The 21,140-nt window shown below is 73.7% G+C and carries 19 protein-coding genes; 12 read left to right on the forward strand and 7 right to left on the reverse strand.

Annotated features, from left to right (window positions below; all coding sequences use genetic code 11):
• On the forward strand, positions 1-1,656 hold the full coding sequence (locus tag C6361_RS33735; protein ID WP_107270215.1) for an alkaline phosphatase: 1,656 nt from the start codon (positions 1-3) through the stop codon (positions 1,654-1,656).
• Positions 1,657-1,772: 116 nt separating this feature from the next.
• Here the strand turns inward: C6361_RS33735 and C6361_RS33740 are convergent, their stop codons facing one another.
• Positions 1,773-3,425 (reverse strand): DUF4139 domain-containing protein, encoded by a 1,653-nt coding sequence (locus C6361_RS33740; RefSeq protein ID WP_107270217.1) that lies wholly within the window; start codon positions 3,423-3,425, stop codon positions 1,773-1,775.
• 71 nt (positions 3,426-3,496) lie between these two features.
• Positions 3,497-3,901: a YjbQ family protein gene (locus C6361_RS33745; RefSeq protein WP_107261757.1), complete on the reverse strand. Its 405-nt coding sequence runs from the start codon at positions 3,899-3,901 to the stop codon at positions 3,497-3,499.
• 224 nt (positions 3,902-4,125) lie between these two features.
• On the opposite strand from C6361_RS33745, the gene aceE reads away from it, so the two are divergent.
• Positions 4,126-6,882: a pyruvate dehydrogenase (acetyl-transferring), homodimeric type gene (gene aceE / locus C6361_RS33750; protein ID WP_107261759.1), complete on the forward strand. Its 2,757-nt coding sequence runs from the start codon at positions 4,126-4,128 to the stop codon at positions 6,880-6,882.
• A 60-nt stretch (positions 6,883-6,942) separates the two neighbouring features.
• Here aceE and C6361_RS33755 read toward each other — a convergent pair whose 3' ends face one another.
• Positions 6,943-7,380: an SRPBCC family protein gene (locus C6361_RS33755; protein WP_107261761.1), complete on the reverse strand. Its 438-nt coding sequence runs from the start codon at positions 7,378-7,380 to the stop codon at positions 6,943-6,945.
• Between the two features lie 196 nt (positions 7,381-7,576).
• On the opposite strand from C6361_RS33755, the gene gltX reads away from it, so the two are divergent.
• Positions 7,577-8,986: a glutamate--tRNA ligase gene (gene gltX / locus C6361_RS33760; RefSeq protein ID WP_107271343.1), complete on the forward strand. Its 1,410-nt coding sequence runs from the start codon at positions 7,577-7,579 to the stop codon at positions 8,984-8,986.
• A gap of 76 nt (positions 8,987-9,062) precedes the next feature.
• Here the strand turns inward: gltX and C6361_RS33765 are convergent, their stop codons facing one another.
• On the reverse strand, positions 9,063-9,707 hold the full coding sequence (locus C6361_RS33765; RefSeq protein WP_234359170.1) for a copper resistance CopC family protein: 645 nt from the start codon (positions 9,705-9,707) through the stop codon (positions 9,063-9,065).
• 206 nt (positions 9,708-9,913) lie between these two features.
• Between C6361_RS33765 and C6361_RS33770 the strand changes: the two genes are divergently transcribed.
• Positions 9,914-10,570, forward strand: coding sequence for a hypothetical protein (locus C6361_RS33770; RefSeq protein ID WP_107261763.1), 657 nt, complete (start codon positions 9,914-9,916; stop codon positions 10,568-10,570).
• Positions 10,571-10,617: 47 nt separating this feature from the next.
• Here C6361_RS33770 and C6361_RS38605 read toward each other — a convergent pair whose 3' ends face one another.
• Entirely contained in the window at positions 10,618-11,325 is a 708-nt protein-coding gene (locus C6361_RS38605) for a hypothetical protein (RefSeq protein ID WP_234359171.1), read from the reverse strand.
• 200 nt (positions 11,326-11,525) lie between these two features.
• Positions 11,526-12,083: a hypothetical protein gene (locus tag C6361_RS33780; RefSeq protein WP_107261767.1), complete on the reverse strand. Its 558-nt coding sequence runs from the start codon at positions 12,081-12,083 to the stop codon at positions 11,526-11,528.
• A 205-nt stretch (positions 12,084-12,288) separates the two neighbouring features.
• Between C6361_RS33780 and C6361_RS33785 the strand changes: the two genes are divergently transcribed.
• Both C6361_RS33785 and C6361_RS33790 read left to right on the forward strand, forming a co-directional pair.
• Positions 12,289-13,764: a sensor histidine kinase gene (locus C6361_RS33785; protein WP_107270219.1), complete on the forward strand. Its 1,476-nt coding sequence runs from the start codon at positions 12,289-12,291 to the stop codon at positions 13,762-13,764.
• Positions 13,765-13,862: 98 nt separating this feature from the next.
• A complete protein-coding gene (locus tag C6361_RS33790; RefSeq protein ID WP_107264336.1) occupies positions 13,863-14,516 on the forward strand; it encodes a response regulator transcription factor in 654 nt (217 codons plus the stop codon).
• Positions 14,517-14,552: 36 nt separating this feature from the next.
• Here the strand turns inward: C6361_RS33790 and C6361_RS33795 are convergent, their stop codons facing one another.
• A complete protein-coding gene (locus C6361_RS33795; protein WP_107270221.1) occupies positions 14,553-15,215 on the reverse strand; it encodes a phosphatase PAP2 family protein in 663 nt (220 codons plus the stop codon).
• A gap of 59 nt (positions 15,216-15,274) precedes the next feature.
• Here C6361_RS33795 and C6361_RS33800 point away from each other — a divergent pair, with 59 nt between their 5' ends.
• The 6 genes from C6361_RS33800 (at position 15,275) to C6361_RS33825 (ending at position 21,138) form a co-directional block, all read left to right on the forward strand.
• Entirely contained in the window at positions 15,275-16,495 is a 1,221-nt protein-coding gene (locus C6361_RS33800; RefSeq protein ID WP_107261773.1) for a CdaR family transcriptional regulator, read from the forward strand.
• A 133-nt stretch (positions 16,496-16,628) separates the two neighbouring features.
• Positions 16,629-17,804 (forward strand): acyltransferase domain-containing protein, encoded by a 1,176-nt coding sequence (locus C6361_RS33805; RefSeq protein WP_107270223.1) that lies wholly within the window; start codon positions 16,629-16,631, stop codon positions 17,802-17,804.
• Positions 17,805-17,853: 49 nt separating this feature from the next.
• Positions 17,854-18,783, forward strand: coding sequence for a beta-ketoacyl-ACP synthase III (locus C6361_RS33810; protein WP_107271346.1), 930 nt, complete (start codon positions 17,854-17,856; stop codon positions 18,781-18,783).
• 132 nt (positions 18,784-18,915) lie between these two features.
• Positions 18,916-19,155 (forward strand): acyl carrier protein, encoded by a 240-nt coding sequence (locus tag C6361_RS33815; RefSeq protein ID WP_107261778.1) that lies wholly within the window; start codon positions 18,916-18,918, stop codon positions 19,153-19,155.
• 2 nt (positions 19,156-19,157) lie between these two features.
• Positions 19,158-20,384 carry a beta-ketoacyl-ACP synthase II gene (gene fabF, locus C6361_RS33820; protein ID WP_107261780.1) on the forward strand — a complete coding sequence of 409 codons (1,227 nt, stop codon included), beginning with the start codon at positions 19,158-19,160 and terminating at the stop codon, positions 20,382-20,384.
• A 121-nt stretch (positions 20,385-20,505) separates the two neighbouring features.
• Positions 20,506-21,138: a cyclopropane-fatty-acyl-phospholipid synthase family protein gene (locus C6361_RS33825; RefSeq protein ID WP_107270224.1), complete on the forward strand. Its 633-nt coding sequence runs from the start codon at positions 20,506-20,508 to the stop codon at positions 21,136-21,138.
• Positions 21,139-21,140: the final 2 nt, after the last annotated feature.

The raw sequence follows: 21,140 nt of genomic DNA on the forward strand, positions 1-21,140 counted from the left end.
ATGGCTCTGTCCCGCCGTACCCTCCTGCTCACCGGCGCCGCGGTCGGGGCCGCCGGCGCGGTGACCGGCCTGCCCGCCGCGTCCGCCGCCGCCGCCCGGCCGCTGGCCGCCGACCCCTTCACCCTCGGCGTCGCCTCCGGCGACCCGGACTCCGACGGCTTCGTGCTCTGGACCCGGCTCGCGCCGACCCCGCTGGCCGAAGACGGCCTCGGCGGCATGCCGAACCGGGCCGTCCCGGTCCGCTGGGAACTCGCCGCCGACGAGCGGTTCCGGCACGTGGTACGCCGGGGCACGGCGGTGGCCCGCCCGCAGTCCGGGCACAGCGTGCACGTCGAGCTGCACGGCTTGCAGCCGGGACGCGAGTACTTCTACCGGTTCCACGCCGAGCGGCACACCTCACCGGTCGGCCGGACCCGTACCGCCCCGGCGCCCTGGGCGCTCGGCGGCGCCCTGACGATGGCCTTCGCCTCCTGCTCGCAGTACGAGCACGGCTACTTCACCGCCTACCGGCGGCTCGCCGAGGAGGAGCCGGACCTGGTGCTGCACCTCGGCGACTACCAGTACGAGTACGCGAAGGACTCGTACACCATCCCGGGTGGGAACCCGCGCGACCACGAGGGGCCGGAGACGGTCACCCTGGCGAACTACCGGCAGCGGCACGCGCAGTACAAGTCCGACCCGGACCTGCGGGCCGCGCACCAGGTCGCGCCCTGGGTGGTGGTCTGGGACGACCACGAGCTGGACAACAACTGGGCCGACGAGGTCTACGAGAAGCCGGAGATCCCACAGCCGGACTTCCTGGCCCGTCGGGCGGCGGCGTTCCAGGCGTACTACGAGAACATGCCGCTGCGCCGCACCTCGATCCCGAACGGCATCGACATGCAGCTCTACCGACGGATCCGCTGGGGGCGGCTGGCCAACTTCCACATGCTCGACACCCGGCAGTACCGGGACGACCAGGCCTGCGGCGACGGTACGAGGGACTGCCCGGCGGCGCTCGACCCGGCCCGCTCGATCACCGGAGCCGAGCAGGAGCGCTGGCTGATCGACGGCTTCCGCCGCTCCGAGGCCCGCTGGGACGTCCTCGGCCAGCAGGTCTTCTTCGGCCAGCGGGACACCGACGCCGGCCCGGCGAGGTTCACCTCGATGGACAGCTGGGACGGGTACGTCGGCTCCCGGGACCGGATCACCCGGGGCTGGGTGCAGGCGAAGGTCCGCAACACGATCGTGCTCACCGGTGACGTGCACGCGCACTGGGCCACCGACCTGAAGCTCGACTACGACGACCCGACCTCCCGGACGGTCGGCGCCGAGCTGGTCTGCTCGTCGATCACCTCGGGCGGCAACGGCGCCGACTCGGTGACCGGCAGCCACCCGTACTTCCCGCACAACCCGCACCTGCGGTTCCACAACAACCAGCGCGGCTACGTGCTGACCCGGTTCACCTCCCGGGAGCTGCGGGCCGACTTCAAGGTGCTGCCGCAGGTCAGCACGCCGGGGGCGGAGGCGTACACCCGGGCGTCGTTCGTGGTCGAGGACCGGGTGCCGGGGCTGCACCAGACGTACGACCGGCCGGTCGACCCGGCCACCGCCACCGCCCGGTCCCTGGTCGACCAGGCGGCGGAGACCGCGGCCCGGGAGAACCTGCGGCCCTGACCGACCGCGCACCGCGTCGACCCGCCGGTCCCGCCGGGTCGACCCCTGGCCGGCCCGGTTCGCCGCCCGGGCCGGCCGGGCCGGCCAGGGGCCGCCGGCCGGGCACCCGTGGCGGGCTACTCGCGCCAGCCGAGCAGTTCGACCCCCTTGGCCAGCTCCACCCGCAGCCCGGTGACGATCTCCCGGGAGCCGCCCGGCGGCAGCTCCAGCCGCCAGATCAGCTCGCCGAGCGGGGCCCGCTCGTCCGGCGGCGGGTCGAGCCGCAGCTCCCGGACCGTGATCCCCTCGCTGCGCGAGACCGGGAGCTGGTCCCGCACCGTCAACCGGGCCGGCCGGGGCGTGTGGTTGGCCAGGGTGATCCGGTACTCGACCTCGCGCCGCCGGCTCGAGCCCAGGGTGGCCCTGGTGTCGCTGCGCCGCACCAGCTCCCGCTTCACCCGGATCCGGTCGTCGAGTCCGAGCGCCACCTCGACCTCCTCCCCCGGCGCCCAGGTCGGCAGCGTGGTGCCGCCGACGAAGTCACCGCCGTGGAAGACCGACGCGGGCCCGGGCAGCAGGGTGTGTTCGGAGCCGTTGACGGCGGTGGCCCGCAGGTGCACCCCGGGGGTACGCACCGGCGCGGTGACGTGGTCCAGCCGGGCCGCCAGCTCCAGTACGGCGACGACGGCCCGGTGCGCGCCCCCGTCCGCCGGTACGGCCACCGGGCGGGCCGGCCGGTAGGTGGCGGCCAGCGCGCCCTGGGTGAGGGTGGCCCCGGACTGTGCCACCGGGGCGGGCGGCCGGGGTGCGGCGCCGAACGGCTGGGCCTTGCCGGCGGCAGCCGACGCCGGCATCGCGGCCGGGGACATCGGCCCGCCGGCCGCCCTCGCCCGGACCGGTTCGCCGCCCCGGCCGCCCTGCTGCTCCAGCCGGCCCACCGGCTCCGCCTGGTGGAGATACCACGGCTCCAGCTCCGGCAGCTCGGTGCCGGTCGCCGGGCGGGCGGTGGAGAGCAGCAGTTCACACTCGGGCCAGTCCTCCCCGGTGCGCTGGCTGACCAGCCCGAACCAGGTGAGCGTCAGGGTCTCCTCGACCAGCCGGAGGTCGTACGAGGAGGTCCAGCCGGCGCCCTCCACCACGTACGACAGCTCGAGCTGGACCTCGGCGGAGCGCTCGGATCCGTCCGGCTCGTCGTCGCCGTCGGGCTCGATCCGCAGGGTCACCTCGGCGGCCAGCCGGTCCGGCGACCGCCGGCCGGAGAGCGCGGCGATCTCCCGCTCGACGGCGGCCAGCCGTTCCCGGGCCTCCTCCTGCTGGCGGGACAGTTCCCGGCGGCGGGCCTGGCTCGCGGCGGTCTGCTCGGCCACCGAGTCGGTGAAACCGGCGACGTCGCCCGGGGTGGCGTCCCCGGCGGCGAGGGCCCGGGCGTAGCTGGCCCCGGCCCGCTGGGTGAGCAGCGCCAGGAAGTCGGCGCGCTGCTGCTCGACGGCTTCGGCGTCGGCCAGCCCGGCCAGTTCGGCGGTGATGTCGCGACGCCGCTGCGCGAGTTCGGCGGCGGTCCCCTCGGTGGCCCGGGGCAGCACCTCGGTCGACACGTCCACCCCGAGTACGGTCGCCGGGCCGCGCCCGCCGACCCGCAGCGAGTCGCGGAGCAGGCCGAGCGGCAGTGGTCCGATCCCTATCCGGTGCTCACCGGGCGGGAGCTGGAGATCGGTCCGGCGGGTCACCCGGGCCCGGTCCGGATAGACCGTCACGGCGACGATCGGCGCGTCGATTCGGGATGGGGTCATCGCGCGAGGCTACCGATCCGCCGCCACACCGGGCTGTCCCGAGGTTTCCTCCGGTCCGGCAGGAGAACCGGTCAGCCCGGCAGGAAGGAGAACCGGACCTGGCGGGTGGCGTTGTCGCCGTTCGGGTCGACGAGGCAGATCGACTGCCAGGTGCCGAGCGCGAGCCGGCCGTCGAGTACCGGCAGGGTCGCGTACGGCGGCAGGAAGGCGGGCAGGACGTGGTCCCGGCCGTGTCCCGGTGAGCCGTGCCGGTGCCGCCAGCGGTCGTCGGTGGGGAGCAGTTCGTCCACGGCGGTCAGCAGGTCGTCGTCGGAACCGGCCCCGGTCTCGATGATCGCCAGCCCGGCGGTGGCGTGCGGGACGAAGACGTGCAGCAGCCCGTCGCCCCGGCCGGCGAGGAACTGCTCGGCCTCCCGGGTGATGTCCCGGACCACGGGCCGGGAACCGGTCCGAATGGTGATCACCTCACTCTGCATCCACCCAGTCTCCCCGAGCCGGCGGCGGCAGGTCGGGGCGGCCCGCTTTCCGCCCCGCCGCGCGATCCTGGAATTCCTGAGGTGAAAACGACCTGTTGCCGGAAAGTTACCGCCTGGTACCTGTGTCGCGCGTCGCCTCTGCCGGGTCTAGAGGTGACGGAGCCAGGCATGAGGGGGCAGGATGGCGCTAGAGACCTATCCCACACACAACCTAGGGAACGCCTGTGGCCACGGAACGCAAGCGCCCGGTGATCAGCGACGGCCTACCGAGCCAGCTTCCGGACATCGACCCCGAAGAGACCAGCGAGTGGGTCGAGTCGCTTGACGGTGTCATTGACGAGCGCGGTGCCAAACGCGCCCGCTACGTCATGCTGCGCCTGCTGGAGCGGGCCAGGGAGCGCCAGGTCGGGGTGCCGCCCCTGACCACCACCGACTACCTCAACACGATCCCGCCGGAGCAGGAACCCTGGTTCCCGGGGGACGAGCACATCGAGCGGCGGATCCGGGCGTACATCCGGTGGAACGCCGCCATGCTGGTGCACCGGGCGCAGCGGCCGGAGATCGGCGTGGGCGGGCACATCTCCACCTACGCCAGCTCGGCGTCGCTCTACGAGGTCGGGTTCAACCACTTCTTCCGGGGCAAGAACCACCCGGGCGGCGGCGACCAGATCTTCTACCAGGGCCACGGCTCCCCCGGCATGTACGCCCGGGCGTACCTGGAGGGGCGGCTCACCGAGGACCAGCTCGACGGCTTCCGGCAGGAGCTGTCGCACCCGGGTGGCGGCCTGCCGTCGTACCCGCACCCTCGGCTGATGCCGGACTTCTGGGAGTTCCCCACCGTCTCGATGGGGCTCGGCGGGATCAACGCGATCTACCAGGCCCGGTTCAACCGCTACCTGCACCACCGGGGCATCAAGGACACCTCCCAGCAGCACGTCTGGGCGTTCCTCGGCGACGGTGAGATGGACGAGGTCGAGTCGCTCGGCGCGATCGGCGCGGCCGCCCGCGAGGAGCTGGACAACCTCACCTTCGTGATCAACTGCAACCTGCAACGGCTGGACGGGCCGGTGCGGGGCAACGGCAAGGTGATCCAGGAGCTGGAGGCGTTCTTCCGGGGCGCCGGCTGGAACGTGATCAAGGTGGTCTGGGGCCGGGAGTGGGACCCGCTGCTCGCCGCGGACACCGACGGCGCGCTGGTCAACCTGATGAACACCACGCCGGACGGCGACTACCAGACCTACAAGGCGGAGTCCGGGGCGTACGTCCGGGAGCACTTCTTCGGCCGCGACCCGCGCACCCGCAAGATGGTCGAGGGGCTCTCCGACGACGAGATCTGGAACCTCAAGCGGGGCGGGCACGACTACCGCAAGCTCTACGCGGCGTACAAGGCGGCGGTCGAGCACACCGGCCAGCCGACGGTGATCCTGGCGAAGACGATCAAGGGCTGGACCCTGGGGTCGAGCTTCGAGGGCCGCAACGCCACGCACCAGATGAAGAAGCTCACCCTGGACGACCTGAAGAGCTTCCGCGACCGCCTCTACCTGGACATCCCCGACTCGGCGCTGGAGCCCAACCCCTACCTGCCGCCGTACTACCACCCGGGCGAGAAGTCCGAGGAGGCGGAATACCTGCGCGAGCGGCGCCAGCAGCTCGGCGGCTACTTGCCGAGCCGGCGTACGGAGTGGGCGCCGCTGCCGGTGCCGGGCAGCGAGCGCTTCGCCGACGTCAAGAAGGGCTCCGGCAAGCAGAAGATCGCCACCACCATGGCCTTCGTCCGGCTGCTCAAGGACGTGATGAAGGACCGCGAGTTCGGCAAGCGGTTCGTGCCGATCATCCCGGACGAGGCGCGGACCTTCGGGATGGACTCGCTCTTCCCGACCCAGAAGATCTACTCGCCGCACGGCCAGAAGTACACCTCGGTCGACCGGGAGCTGTTCCTGTCGTACAAGGAGTCGACCAGCGGGCAGATCCTGCACGAGGGGATCAACGAGGCCGGTTCGGTGGCCTCGTTCACCGCCGCCGGTTCGTCGTACGCCACGCACGGCGAGCCGATGATCCCGCTGTACATCTTCTACTCGATGTTCGGCTTCCAGCGCACCGGCGACGCGTTCTGGGCGGCGGCCGACCAGATGGCCCGGGGCTTCGTGCTCGGCGCCACCGCCGGCCGGACCACGCTCAACGGCGAGGGCCTGCAACACGAGGACGGCCACTCGCACCTGATCGCCGCGACCAACCCGGCCGTGGTGGCGTACGACCCGGCGTTCGCGTTCGAGATCGCGCACATCTTCGAGAACGGCCTGCACCGGATGTACGGCGAGCGGCCGGAGAACGTCTTCTACTACCTGACCGTCTACAACGAGCCGATCCTCCAGCCGGTGGAGCCGGAGAACGTGGACGTGGAGGGGCTGCTCAAGGGGATCTACAAGTACTCGCCGGCGGGGTCGGTCGGCGGGCAGGACGGCGGCGACGCGCCCCGGGCCAACATCCTCGCCTCGGGCACCGGCATGCAGTGGGCGCTCAAGGCGCAGAACCTGCTGGCCCAGGACTGGGGGGTGGCGGCCGACGTCTGGTCGGTCACCTCCTGGACCGAGCTGCGCCGGGACGCGGTGGAGTGCGAGGAGTACAACCTCCTGCACCCGGGCGACGAGCCTCGGGTGCCGTACGTACAGCGCAAGCTGGCCGACGCCGACGGACCGGTGGTGGCGGTCAGTGACTGGATGCGGGCGGTACCGGACCTGATCTCGCGGTGGATCCCCGGCGACTACACCTCGCTCGGCACCGACGGTTTCGGGCTCTCGGACACCCGGCACGCGCTGCGCCGGCACTTCCACGTGGACGCCGAGTCGGTGACCGTGGCGACGCTGCGCCAGCTGGCGCGGCGCGGCGTGGTGCCGGCGTCGGTGCCGGCCGAGGCCGCGAAGAAGTACGCGATCGACGACATCGCGGCGGCACCGGTGGGCGAGACCGGCGGGGACTCCTGACGGTTCCGCACTGATCGGCAGCCTGGGGGGCGGGCCGTCGCCGTCGCGACGTCCCGCCCCTCAGCCGACGGTGGCCAGCCCGGTGAGCCGGGCGAGCGAGCCCTCCAGGTCGGCACCGACCCGACGCATCCCCCAGCGCAGCAGCGCCCCGCTGACCGGACCGGCGGGCCAACGGACCATGATCAGGCGTACCGAGGTGCCGTCCTCCTCGGGTGCCAGTTCGACGTAGACCTCGGTGCGGGCCTCGGCCCGGGCCCCGGAGCCCTCGGCCCGCTCGCGCCAGGCGATCAGGGTCGGCTCCTGGTACGCGATCACCTCGGCGTCCATCGCCCGTCCGGCCGCGTGCACCCGCTGGCGGCGGCCGATGCCCTCCCCGGAGAGCACCTCCGCCTGTCGTACCCCGGCCAGCCAGCCCGGCAGGTGTTCGGCCCGCTGAACGAGGTCCCACACCGCCTCGATCGGTGCGGACACCCGCGTGCTGCGTTCGATGAGCATCATCCTCAGTCGCCTCCATTGCGGACAACCCGTGACCATTGGCAGCTTATTCACGATTACGGACGAAAACGGACGATTAGCCACCGACACGCCGGGGGAAACTACCGCCGTGGGATTCGCCAGCCCGGAGCACCCGTGGAACCGGACGACGGGAAACCTGGTGGCGGGCCGCCCGGGGGCCGTGCGTAGGCTGGAGGCCGTGACGGTACGCGTACGCTTTGCCCCCTCCCCGACTGGAATGTTCCACGTCGGAGGCGCCCGCTCGGCCCTGCAAAACTGGATCTTCGCCAAGCAGCAGGGCGGCGTTTTCGTGCTGCGCGTCGAGGACACCGACGCGGCCCGCAACCGGCCGGAATGGATCGAGGGCATCCTCTCCGCACTGGACTGGATCGGGATCGCCCGGGGCAGCTACGAGGGACCGTACTTCCAGTCCGCGAACGCGGGCGAGCACCGCGACGCCGCGACCCGGCTGCACCGCGCCGGCCGGGCGTACTACTGCGACTGCACCCGGGAGGCGATCCAGGCCCGCACCGGCTCGCAGTACCAGGGCTACGACGGCTTCTGCCGCGACCGCGGCCTGGAGGCGGCACCGGGACGCGCCCTGCGCTTCCGCACCCCCGACGAGGGCGAGACGGTGGTCGTCGACCTGATCCGCGGCGAGCCGACCTTCGAGAACAGGCTGATCGAGGACTTCGTGATCGCCCGGGGCGACGGCTCGCCGGTCTTCCTGCTGGCCAACGTCGTGGACGACCTCACCATGGGCATCACGCACGTGATCCGGGCCGAGGAGCACCTGCCGAACACCCCCAAGCAGCAGCTCCTCTGGGACGCGCTCGGGGTCAAGCCGCCGATCTGGGCCCACGTGCCGGTGGTGGTCAACGAGAAGCGCCAGAAGCTCTCCAAGCGGCGCGACAAGGTGGCCCTGGAGGCGTACCGGGACGAGGGCTACCTCGCCGACGCGATGCGCAACTACCTGATGCTGCTCGGCTGGGCGCCCTCGGGCGACCGGGAGATCGTGCCCTGGTCGGTGATCGAGTCCGAGTTCCGGCTCGCCGAGGTGAACCCGTCACCCGCCTTCTTCGACGAGAAGAAGCTGCGGGCCTTCAACGGCGAGTACATCCGGGCGCTGTCCGTCGACGAGTTCGTCGCGGCCTGCCAGCCGTGGCTGACCGGTACCGACACCATCGCCCCGCCGCCGTGGCAGCCGGCCGAGTTCGACCCGGCCGCGTTCGCCGCCGTGGCGCCGCTGGCACAGACCCGGATCGCCGTACTCAGCGAGATCGTGCCGAACGTCGACTTCCTCTTCCTGGACTCGCCGCTGATCGACGAGGCGGCCTGGGCGAAGGCCATGAAGGAGGGTTCCGCCGAACTGCTCGACGAGGCGATCGCCGCCTTCGAGGCCCTGCCGGAGTGGGCGGCCGAGCCGCTGAAGGCGACCCTGGAGGAGGTCGGCGCCCGCCGGGGGCTGAAGCTCGGCAAGGCGCAGGCGCCGGTCAGGGTGGCCGTGACGGGGCGCGGCGTCGGGCTGCCGCTCTTCGAGTCGCTGGCCGTACTCGGCCGGGAGCGTAGCCTCAGCCGGCTCCGCGCGGCCCGCCTCCGGCTGGTCTGACCGACGCTTCGGCTGCTCGGATCGACGCTCCGGCTGCTCGGATCGACGCTTCGGCTGGTCCGACGGAGGCAGCGCCTCAGTTCGCCGAACCCTGGCGGCCCGATCCCCGGCGGCGGAGCAGTACCGCGCCGGCCAGCGCGGCCAGCGCCAGCACGGCACCGGCGAGCCAGGGCCACCATCCCGGCCCCGACGAGTCGGCGGCCGGGCTCAACGGCTCCGCCTCGGCCGGTGACGGCGGAGCGGCCGGTGCGGAACCGACCGGAGCGGTCGGGGTGGGCACGGCGGCCGTCGGCGAGGCGGTCGGGGTGGCGCCCACGGTGAGGGTGAACCGGACCTCCCCCTTGACCGGGTGCCCGTCGCCGGAGGCGACCCGGTACCGGACGATGTAGAGCCCGGCGGCCCCCGGCCGGACCGGCACGGTGACCCGGGGGCCGGAGAAGACCGGCTTTCCCGCCGCCGCGTCGACGTTGTCCGGGCCGGTTAGCGTGACCCTTGTGGTACCGGGGTCGAGCTTGTTCAGGAAGGTCAGCCGCACGGTGGCCGGCGCCTTGCCGAGCCGGGCGCCGTTGCGGGGATCGCTGCCGGTCAGCGAGTTGTGCGCGGCGGCGGGACCGGCCGGCAGGAGCACGCCGAGCGCCACCAGCACGACGCTCAGCACCAGTGTCCCGACACGGGTGACCCGGGCCCCCATGATCGCCTCCATCCCGCTACGATTTCGCACAACTGATCATTGGCTCGTCACTTAGTCGACCCTAGATCGCAGATAGTTCCAAATATCCGCTCGTCCAGGTGCAACCGAGCGGCGTTCTGCGGAGTCTTTGTAGTGAGTACGACAGGTCCATCCCGGACAGTGTCGTGCACTCCACCGACCAACCAGCGCGTGACCTGCATCATGGCCACCATCGAGACGGGGCGAGGAGGTCGGCGATGGCCGGAGAGGTGAGTCGTCGACTTGTCGGCGTGGCCACGTTGTTGATCGCGGCGGCGAGTTGGCTCGGGATCGCGGGCGCCGCCCAGGCGAAGCCGGCCAGACCGACGTCGGTGGTGATCACCGGCAAGGACCTGGCGACCCCGGTGACCATCCGGGCCCAGGGCAAGCCCGAACTCTTCGCCGCGCTCCTCGACCAGGTGGGCTTCCTGAAGACGGGCCCCGGCAACACGGGTGGGCCGAAGGCCGCCGACCTGGGTCCGAAATACACCATGGTGGTGCACGTCGGCGACGCCGCGCAGCAGTCGTACGACCTCTACCCGCTGGCCAAGGGCGGGCCCCGGGTCTACCGGCCGGCCCGGCAGCCGGACAAGAGCCGCCCCGGCGCGGCCTGGTTCTTCGGTCGGCTGACCATGGCGGAGGCCCTGCTGGCGGCCGGTGCGCCACTGCCCGAGCAGACCGTCACCAGCCTGCACGGTGGCGGGATCGGCGGCGGCGAGCGGGTGATCCCCGACGACGCGATCGGCACCGGTAAGGATGTCGACCGGCTGCTCGGTGAACTGCGGCAGTTGATGCTGCTCAACGGCGCCGTGCTGCTCGCCATCACGCTGGGGCTCGCCGGCATCGCGCTGCTGGTCCGGCGCCGCACCCGCTGACCGGAGCAGCCCGCCGGGTCAGGGGCAGCGAGAGCAGCGGCAGGGGCTCAGCACCAGCGGCGTGGCGGACGGTCACGCCGGACGGAGCGCCGCGACGGGCGTACGGCCCCGTGCCGGTGCGCCCCGGCCCAGCCCGGCAGATCGGTCTGACAGCCCGGCGTACGCTGGCTCGCCGGCTCGGGCGGCGTGCCCGGCGCCGCGCCCGGCTCGCCCGGCCCGCTGGTGGCACCGGCCGGCCGGCCCCGCTCGTCGCCGTCCGGTCGGCCCCGGTCGTCAGGGTCCGGTCGGCCCCGGTCGTCGCCGGCCGGTCTGCCCCGGTCGTCGCCGTCGGGCTCGCCGGGGCGGGGGCGGGGAATCAGCCTCGACCGGTCGCCCAGCCGCCCCGGTTCGGTCGCGGCATGCTCCGCGCCACCGGCGTCGGAGGCCAGCACGGCGCCCTCCCCCGGCTGGCCCGGCCGCGCCATCCCGACCTGGTCGTCCGCTGCCGTCGGTCCGGCCGGACGCGCTCCGGTCCGCGCCGCCGCCGGGCGGGTCGACCCGGGCGGGTCGACCGGCTCGGCGGCCGACAGCCGATCCACCGGCTCCGCGCCGGGCCGGTTGGGCGTCGCGTCGAGCGGGCCGGCCGGCAGCCCGGCACTGGCACCACAGACCCAGCGGAACCGACCGACCGGGCCGAGCGGGGGCAGCGGCCCACGATCGCCAAGCAGCGAGTCCTGCTCGTCCTCCGAACAGCCACGCTCGGCGTCATGCGCCATCCAGGCCTCCTCACACACACTCGCCGCCGGGTGGGCGGTCGCCCCGGCGCGCGGCACCCACGCGGTTGACGGTGAGCCAGTGCGGGAAAGCGCATCACCGGGACCTTGTCACCGTACTGGTCCCCGACGACGAGTTCGACGTCGCCGTGGCGAGAAACTGCTGCATTCCGCTGGTGTGGAAGATCCAGGTCACGAACCGGTTAACCTCTGGCCGGCGGTGACTCCGGCTCGGCGGGCTTGGGAAAGACGGTCGCCCAGACCGGGAAGGCGACGAGCCAGATCACCATCGCCACGCTCAGCCGCGCGATCCAGGCCAGCAGCTCGGCGGTGCGGTCCAGGTCGCCGACCATGAGGATGCCGAGGCCGAGCAGACCGCAGGCGATGGCCCAGCCGAGCAGCCCCTTACCCCACTCCCGCCACTCGTAGCGGGCCCGGGCCCGGCCGCCGCTGGGCGGCTTCCACGGCGGCGGCCCGCCCGCGAACCGGTGCGCGAACCGCTGGTCGGCCCAGCGGATCATGCTGTGCCCGAAGGCGACCGAGAAGCCGAGGTACGCCGCCGCGAGCCCGTGCGTGAAGTTGGCGGTGGCACCGGCGCGCAGGTCGATCACGGTGGCGACCAGGATCACAAGATCGATCAACGGCGTACCGAGCAGCAGCAGCGCGCCGAGCCGGGGCATCCGGAGCGGATAGCGCGCGATCAGGCCGGCACCGAGCAGTACCCAGAACCCGATCTCGCCCGCGGCGATCACCGCCAGCATGCCGTACCCCCGATCCTCACCCGGCCGCCACCCGCCCGGTCACTGTCACCAGTCTCGGCAGCGCGGCGGGCCGGGACCTCGGTACCGATACCGAGATCCGGGTCCGCCGAAAGAGGTACGCGTACACCCTTCGACGGACCCCGGCCGGGGCCGCCTCGTCGTCGGGGCCGACGGGAACGGCCCGCCGGTGTGATGGGATCGAGGGGTGACCGCACGGCTGCGCCTGGAACGCGGGTCCCTGTCCCGGGACATCGCGCTGGCGTCCGCGTCCCTGGCCGGCGGGCTGCTGATGATGGCGCTCGGGGTCTACCACCCGCTCAACCCCGGCCTGCTGGACGCCTCGCCGGGTCTCACCGTCGGCACCCTCGCCGTGACCTGCCTGGCCGTGGCGCTGCGCCGGGTGGCGACCCGGCTCGGGCTGGCGCTGGGCACCGTCGCCGTCGTCGTCGACCTCCTGCACGGACCGTCGCTGGGCACCACGCTGGTCTACACCCAGGTGCTCTTCGACTCCTGCGTCTACGGGTCGGCGCGGCTCTGGCGCCGGCTGCTCCAGGTCAACCTGGCACTCACCGGCCTTGCCGCGCTGGTCGGGGTCCTGCTGGCCACCCCGGCCTGGCAGGGCATCGGGTTGGCGATCCCGGTGGTGCTGATCGGGGTACTGCCGGTGGTCAGCGGCATCGGCGTCCGGCAGTACCGCGACCAGGCCGCCGCCGAACGCGCCCGGGCCGAGCAGACCGCCCGGCTGGCCGAACTCGACCGGCGCCAGGCGGTGGCGGCGGAGCGGAGCCGGATGGCCCGGGAACTGCACGACGTGGTCGCCAACCACCTGAGCGCGGTCGCCATCCACGCCACCGCGGCGCTCTCGGTCTCCGGGCTGGACCGGGCCCAGCTCGACCAGGCGCTGCGGGTGATCCGGGAGAACAGCGTGCAGGGGCTCGCCGAGATGCGGCAGATGATCGGCCTGCTCCGGGAACCGGCCGACCCCGGATCGGTCCCGACCGGCGCCGAGCCCGCTCCGCCCAGCCGTGACCCGGGCCGGCCGGCCGCCTCGGACGGGGGCGGGAGTTCCGCCTCGGGTGCCCGCTCCGGGGCCGGCGCGGAGTCGACCGGGGCACCGGCCCGGGGCGGCCTCCCCGGCACCGAACCGGCCCGGCTGGGCACGGGCGACGGTCCCGTCCGGGCCCGGCTCGCCGAGGTGGACCGGCTGGTCGGCCAGGCCCGGGACGCCGGCCTCCCGGTACGGTTCGAGACGACCGGCGAGGCACGCCCGCTGCCGGTCGGCGTGGACCTGGCCGCGTACCGGATCGTCCAGGAGTCGCTGACGAACGCGCTCAAGCACGGCGCCGGCCAGACCATCCTGACCATCTGCCACGAGCGCCGCTCGGTCAACCTCACCATCGTGAACCCGCTGGCCCGCTCCGGCGAGCCCCGGGGTGCCGGGGCCGCGGCCGGGGCCGGGCTGCCCGGGGCGGGTGCCGGCCTGATCGGGATGCGGGAGCGGGCCGCCCTGCTCGGCGGCCGGTTCGAGGCCGGCCCGCGCGGAGCGAACTGGCGGGTGCACGCGGAACTGCCGAACGCCGACTTCCCCGGCCCGCCGGCCCCGCCCACCGGGACGCCCGGGGCGGGCGACGCCGACGGGGAGACCGGCCGGCCGGCTGCGGCACCGACGGTCCGGCCGTGACCGGGCCGGACGCCGACCCGGCCGGCGGCGGGTCCACGGTGGCCGACCCGACCGGCGTCGACCGGCCCGGGACCGCCGACGCGACCGGGGCGGGCCGGGTGATCCGGGTGGTGGTCGCCGACGACCAGGACGCGGTGCGGGCCGGTCTGGTGCTGATCCTCGCCGGTACGCCCGGACTGGAGGTGGTCGGCGAGGCGGCCGACGGCGAGGAGGCGGTGGCGCTCTGCCGGCGGCTCCGGCCGGACGTGGCGGTGCTCGACGTCCGGATGCCCCGGCTCGACGGTGTCTCGGCAACCGGGGAGATCGTCGCCGAGCGGCTCGCCGACGTCCTCGTGCTGACCACGTTCGACCTCGACGAGTACGTCTTCGGCGCGCTCCGGGCCGGCGCCTCCGGGTTCCTGCTCAAGGACACCGACGCCACCGGGCTGGTCGACGCGGTGCGTACCGTCGCCCGGGGCGAGGGGATCATCGCACCGGCGGTGACCCGTCGGCTGATCAGCGCCTTCGCCGCCGCCGTACCGGCCACCCCGGCGACCGCCCGGGCGGCGTTGGCCGACCTGACGCCACGGGAACGGGACGTGCTGGCCTGTCTCGGCCTCGGGCTCTCCAACCAGCAGATCGCCGAGCGGTTGACGATGGCGGAGAGCACCACCAAGACGCACGTGAGCCGGATCCTCGGCAAGCTCGGCCTGCGCAGCCGGGTACAGGCGGCGATCCTCGCCCAGGAGCTGGCCCTGCCGCCACCGCCCTGACCTGCCCGCCCCCGTTGGCCGGGGATGGGGCCGGGTCTACCGGACGGCGCGGTCCGGACTGGCCTCGCGGAGCTGCGGAGTGCCGGCCGGGCGCCGCACCGCCCGGGCGGCCAGCGGGACGACGGCGAGCGCGAGCAGCCAGCCGCCGAGCACGTCGGTCGGCCAGTGCGCCAGCAGGGCCACCCGGGTCAGCCCGACGAAGGCCGCAAAGGCCACGGCCAGCCCGACGGTGAGCGCCCGGCCCGGTTTGCCGAGCCGGGACCAGAGCAGGAGTACGGCCACCAGCGCCGCCGCCGCCGCGTTGCTGGTGTGCCCGCTCGGAAACCCGTTGCTGGTGATCACGACGAAGCCGTTCTCCGGCCGGGGGTGGTACACCAGCCAGTGCATCAGCCCCCAGAGCACCGGGATCAGCACCGTCACCAGAGCACAGAACGCCGCCGGCCGGCGCCCGCCCCGGGCGGCCAGCCCCACCGTGACGGCCAGGCCGGCGACCAGGAACGGCACCGTGGCGGCGACGTCGGTGGCGATCCGCAGCACGTCGACGGTGCGGGGGCTGGCGTCGCCGTACCCCCGGAAGGCGTCGCTGACGGCGGCGTCGAAGCGGTCCAGCGGCGCCCAGCCGGCCACGGTCAGGGCGAGCAGCGCCAGGAAGCCGGCGAGCGCGAGCAGCGGGACGACCAGCGGCGGGCGGGCGACCATCGGGCCATGATGCCACGGCCGGTGGCGGCGTCCGGAGTTCCGCGTGGCACGCTGGGCCGATGGCGAGCGAGGCGGGTGACGGCGAACTGGCGGCCACGCTGCGCCGGATCGAGCGGGCGGCGGGCACGCTGGCCAGCGCCAGCGTCACCCGGATGGACGAGACCCTGCCCTGGTTCCGCGACCTGCCGGCCGAGCAGCGCTCCTGGGTGATGCTGGTCGCCCAGGCCGGCGTCCGGTCCCTGGTCGAGTGGCTGCGGTCGCGGCCGGCCGCCGACGGCCCCGGCGGCGCCGACGCCCTGGCGGACAGCCCCGACGAGGTCTTCGCCGCCGCGCCCCGGGCGCTGGCCCGGTCGATCAGCCTCCAGCAGACGGTGGCCCTGATCAAGGTGACCATCGACGTGGTGGAGGAACAGGTGCCGCACCTGGCGGCGCCGGGCGAGGAACGGCTGCTGCACGAGGCGGTGCTCAAGTTCTCCCGGGAGATCGCCTTCGCCGCCGCCCGGGTCTACGCGCGGGCCGCCGAGTCGCGCGGCTCCTGGGACGCCCGGCTCCAGGCGCTGCTGGTGGACGCGCTACTCCGGGGCGACTCCCCCGACGTGCTGGCCAGCCGGGCGGCGGCGCTGGGCTGGACCGACGCCCCGCCGGTGGCGGTGGCGGTGGGCCGCTCCCCGGGCGGCGAGGTCGCCGCCGTGCTGCACACCATCTACCGGGTCACCCGGCGACTCGGCCTGGAGATGATCGGCGGGGTGCACGGCGACCGGCTCGTCCTGGTACTCGGCGGCGCCACCGACCCGCTGGCCGCCACCGCGAAGATGCTCGCCGGCTTCGGCCCCGGCCCGGTGGTGGTCGGTCCGGCGGTACCGAGCCTGGACGCGGCGACCGACTCGGCCCGGGCGGCACTGGCCGGCTTCCGGGCCGCACCGGCCTGGCCGGCCGCACCCCGCCCGGTGGCCGCCGCCGACCTGCTCCCCGAGCGGGCCCTGGCCGGTGACCCGGAGGCCCGACGGGCGCTGCGCCAGGACGTCTACGCGGCGCTGGTCCGGGCCGGCGGCGAGTTGCTGGAGACCCTGGACGCGTTCTTCGCCGCCGGCGGGGTACTGGAGAGTGCCGCCCGGACCCTCTTCGTGCACCCGAACACCGTCCGGTACCGGCTGCGCCGGGTCGCCGATGTGACGGGATTCTCCCCGCTGACCGCCCGGGACGCCTTCGCGTTGCGGATGGCGCTGACGATCGGGCGGCTGGACCCGGCCGCCCCGGTCGGACCTGGGGCGGGACACTAACCCCGATTGGGACAGACGGAACGAGAAGTCCGTGATCGCCATGGATTTTTGTAGGGTCCTCACAAAGGTCGTAGTGCGGATTGGTACATCACGGCAACCGCGCCGGAGCGCTTGATCCAGGAGAGTCGTAAGCGTGCTCGCCGTACTCTCACCCGGCCAGGGTTCCCAGAAGCCCGGCTTCCTGACCCCGTGGCTCGACCTGCCCGGCACCGAGGCACGGCTGCGCTGGTGGTCCGCGCTGGCCGGCGTGGACCTCGTCCGGCTCGGCACCGAGGGCGACGCCGAGGAGATCCGGGACACCGCGCGTACCCAGCCGCTGCTGGTCGCCGCCGCCCTGCTCGCCGCCGAACAGCTTCCGATGCACGACGTGTCGGTCACCGCCGGGCACAGCGTCGGCGAACTGGCCGCGGCGGCACTGGCCGGCGTACTGAGCCCGGAGGCGGCGGTCACCCTGGCCGGCGTACGGGGCCGGGAGATGGCCGCCGCCTGTGCGCTCGAACCGACCGGGATGTCGGCGGTGATGGGCGGCGACCCGGAGGAGGTGCTGGAGGCACTGGCGGCACACGAGCTGCACCCGGCCAACTTCAACGGCGCCGGCCAGCTCGTGGTGGCCGGCGCGGTCGACCGGCTGGCCAAGTTCGCCGCCAACCCGCCCGCCGGCACCAAGGTGATCGCCCTCAAGGTGGCCGGCGCCTTCCACACCCCGTACATGGCACCGGCCGAGCGGGCCCTCGCCGCCGTCGCCGCCGGGATCGTCCCGGCCGACCCGACCCGGATCCTGCTCTCCAACGCCGACGGTGCCGCCGTCGGCCACGGCCGGGAGATGCGGCAGCGCCTGGTACGCCAGGTGACCGCCCCGGTCCGCTGGGACCTCTGCGTCCGCCGCCTCGTCGACCTCGGCGTCACCGCGGTGATCGAGCTGCCCCCGGCCGGCACCCTGGCCGGGCTGATCAAGCGGGAACTCAAGGGCACCGGGCAGGTCCCCGAGATCGTCACCCTGAACACCCCGGGCGACCTGGCCGCGGCCCGCGACCTGATCGCCCGGCACGGCACACCGTCCCGGCCCGCGCCCGCCGCGCGGTCCCGGGTGGTGGTGGCCGGCACCGCCGGCACCTTCGCTCCGGTCGAGGACCTCGCCGAGGGAGCCGCCATCGAGTCCGGGCAGGTCGTCGGCCACGTCACCACCCGGCAAGGCGCGGTCGAGGTCACCGCGCACGGCTCCGGCGTGCTCACCGAATGGCTCGCCCACCACGACGACCCGGTCGCCCCGGGCCAGCCCCTCGCCCGCATCGGAGGACAGCTTTCATGACCGGCCACCGTACCCCGGGCCACCGCTTGGCGGTGACCCGGTGAGCAGGATGATCGCGCTCGGCCACTACCAGCCGTCACGGGTCCTCAGCAACGACGACCTGGCCCAGATCGTCGACACCAACGACACCTGGATCCGCGACCGGGTCGGCATCGCCACCCGGCGGATCGCCGACACCGAGACCGTCGCCGACATGGCCGCCGCCGCGGCCGACAAGGCGCTGGCCAACTCGGGGCTGGCCGCCTCCGACATCGACCTCGTGGTGGTGGCCACCTGCTCGGCCGTGGACCGCAGCCCGAACACCGCCTGCCGGGTCGCCGCCAAGCTCGGCATCGACGCCCCGGGCGCGTTCGACATCAACACCGCCTGCTCCGGCTTCTCCTACGCGCTCGGCACCGTCGACCACGCGCTGCGGGCCGGCGCCTCCCGCAACGCCATCGTGATCGGCGCGGAGAAGCTCTCCGACTTCGTCGACTGGACCGACCGGTCGACCTGCATCCTCTTCGGCGACGCCGCCGGTGCCGCGGTACTCACCGCCACCGGGGAGGGCGAGCCGGACGGCATCGGGCCGGTGGTCTGGGGCTCGGTCCCGGAGCGCAGCGACGCGGTCCGGATCGAGGGCTGGCGCCCGTACATCCAGCAGGAGGGGCAGTCCGTCTTCCGCTGGGCCACCACCGCGCTCGCCCCGCTCGCCCTGAAGGCGTGCGAACGGGCCGGCGTCGCCCCGTCGGAGATCGCCGCGTTCGTGCCGCACCAGGCCAACCTGCGGATCATCGAGGGCATCGCGAAGCGGCTCGACATGCCGCAGGCGGTCATCGCCAAGGACATCGTCGAGTCCGGCAACACCTCGGCGGCGAGCGTGCCGCTGGCCCTCTCCAAGCTCGTCGAACGCCGGGAGGTGCCCTCCGGCGCCCCCGTACTGCTGTTCGGCTTCGGCGGCGGCCTCACCTACGCCGGGCAGGTCGTCCGGTGCCCCTGACCGGGTGCCCCGGGCCCGGGGCGGCGCACCCGCCGGCCCCGGCCCAGCAACGTCCACCGGTCGAACGCTGACCAGCGGCGGCGGACCGATCCGCCACCGCAGACATCCATCCATGGAGAGGAAAGAACCACAATGACCCGTGACGAGATCACCGCCGGCCTCGCCGAGATCCTCGAAGAGGTCGCCGGGGTGAGCCCGGACGACGTCGCCGAGGAGAAGTCGTTCACCGACGACCTCGACGTCGACTCGCTCTCCATGGTCGAGGTCGTGGTGGCCGCCGAGGAGAAGTTCGGCGTCAAGATCCCGGACAACGACGTCCAGAACCTCAAGACCGTCGGCGACGCCGTCGCCTACATCGAGGCACAGTCCTGATCATGAGTCGTCCCGACGTCGTCGTCACCGGGCTCGGCGCGACGACCCCGCTCGGCGGGGACGTCGCGTCGACCTGGGAAGCCATGCTGGCAGGCCGCTCCGGGGTGGGTCCACTCACCCAGGAGTGGGCCGGGCAGCTTCCGGTACGCATCGCCGCCCAGCTCGCGGTCGAACCGACCGAGAAACTGGACCGGGTCAAGCTGCGTCGGCTCGACCGGTCGGAGGCGATCGCCCTGATCGCCGCACACGAGGCGTGGGCCGACGCCGGCCTCGCCGACTCCCCGCCGGACCCGGAGCGTCTCGCGGTGAGCGTCGGCTCCGGCATCGGCGGCGCGCAGACCCTGCTCGCCCAGGACGACATCCTGGAGGCGTCCGGGCCACGGCGGGTCTCCCCGCACACGGTCCCGATGCTGATGCCGAACGGTCCGGCCGCCTGGGTCGGGCTGGAGCTGGGTGCGCAGGCGGGGGTGCACTCGGTGGCCAGTGCCTGCGCCACCGGGGCCGAGGCGATCGCGCTCGGCCTCGACATGATCCGCTCCGGGCGCGCCGACGTGGTGCTGGCCGGCGGTACCGAGGCGGTGGTACACCCGCTGCCGATCGCCGGGTTCGCCTCGATGCGGGCGATGTCGACCCGCAACGACGACCCGGAGCGCGCGTCCCGCCCCTGGGACAAGGGCCGGGACGGCTTCGTACTCGGTGAGGGGTCCGGCGCGGTGGTGCTGGAGCGGGCCGACCACGCCGCCGCGCGCGGTGCCCGGGTCTACGCCCGGCTGGCCGGCGCCGCGCTCACCTCCGACGGCTACGACATCGTGCAGCCGCACCCGGAGGGACGGGGCGTGATCCGGGCGATCAACATGGCGATCGCCGACGCCGGCATCGACCGTTCCGACATCGTGCACGTCAACGCGCACGCCACCTCCACCCCGGTCGGTGACATCGCCGAGATCGTCGCGCTGCGCTCCGCGCTCGGTACCCACCCGGTGCTGACCGCCACCAAGTCGATGACCGGGCACCTGCTGGGGGCCGCCGGCGCGCTGGAGTCGATCGCCACCATCCTCTCCATCCGGGACGGGGTGATCCCGCCGACGATCAACCTCGACGACCCCGACGACGCCCTCGACCTGGACGTCGCCGCGCACAAGCCCCGGCACATGGACATCCCGGCGGCCCTGAACAACGGGTTCGGGTTCGGCGGTCACAACGCGGTCCTCGTCTTCGCCCGGGCCTGACCGTCCGCCCGACCTCCGGTACGGCGGGCGGTGGTAGATTCTCGGGCGTTCCGGCGCCCGCCGCGCCATCGGGCGCGGCGGGCGGGACTCCCACCGGACGGCGAGCCGAGGAGAGGCGCGGATGCTGGCGGCGTTGAAGGGGTTGCTCGGGCACGAGGCGCTCTACGTGGCCCTACAGAAGGGCCTGGGCGCGGACCGGCTCCGCTACCGCTGCCTGGACGAGCTGGCCCTGGTCGACGGCGACACCATCATCGACGTCGGCTGCGGCCCGGCCTACTACTTCGGGCGGCTGCCGAAGGTCCGCTACTACGGCTTCGACACCAGCGAGAAATACATCGCGCACGCCCGCAGGCGCTGGGGTGGTGACCAGGTCGAGTTCCGCTGCGAGGTCTTCGGCGAGCAGCACCTGGCCCAGATCCCGCCGGCCAACGCGATCCTGCTGCTCGGGCTGCTGCACCACCTCTCCGACGACGAGTGCCGGCACCTGTTGCGGGTCTGCGCCAAGGCGCTCGCCCCGGGCGGCCGGGTGATCGCCGTCGACCCCACCCTGGTGCCGGGGCAGCATCCGATCTCGCGGTGGATGTCGAAGAACGACCGGGGCGAGTACGTCCGCACCCCGGAGGCGTTCGTGGCGCTCGGCCGGGAGACCTTCGCGGACGTCGACGGCGAGGTCGTGGACGACGCCACCCGGATACCGACCAGCCACTGGATGATGCGGATGCGGACCCCGGCGCTCGTCCCCGACGCCGGCTGACG

This window comes from Plantactinospora sp. BC1, from assembly GCF_003030345.1.
Taxonomy (GTDB): domain Bacteria; phylum Actinomycetota; class Actinomycetes; order Mycobacteriales; family Micromonosporaceae; genus Plantactinospora.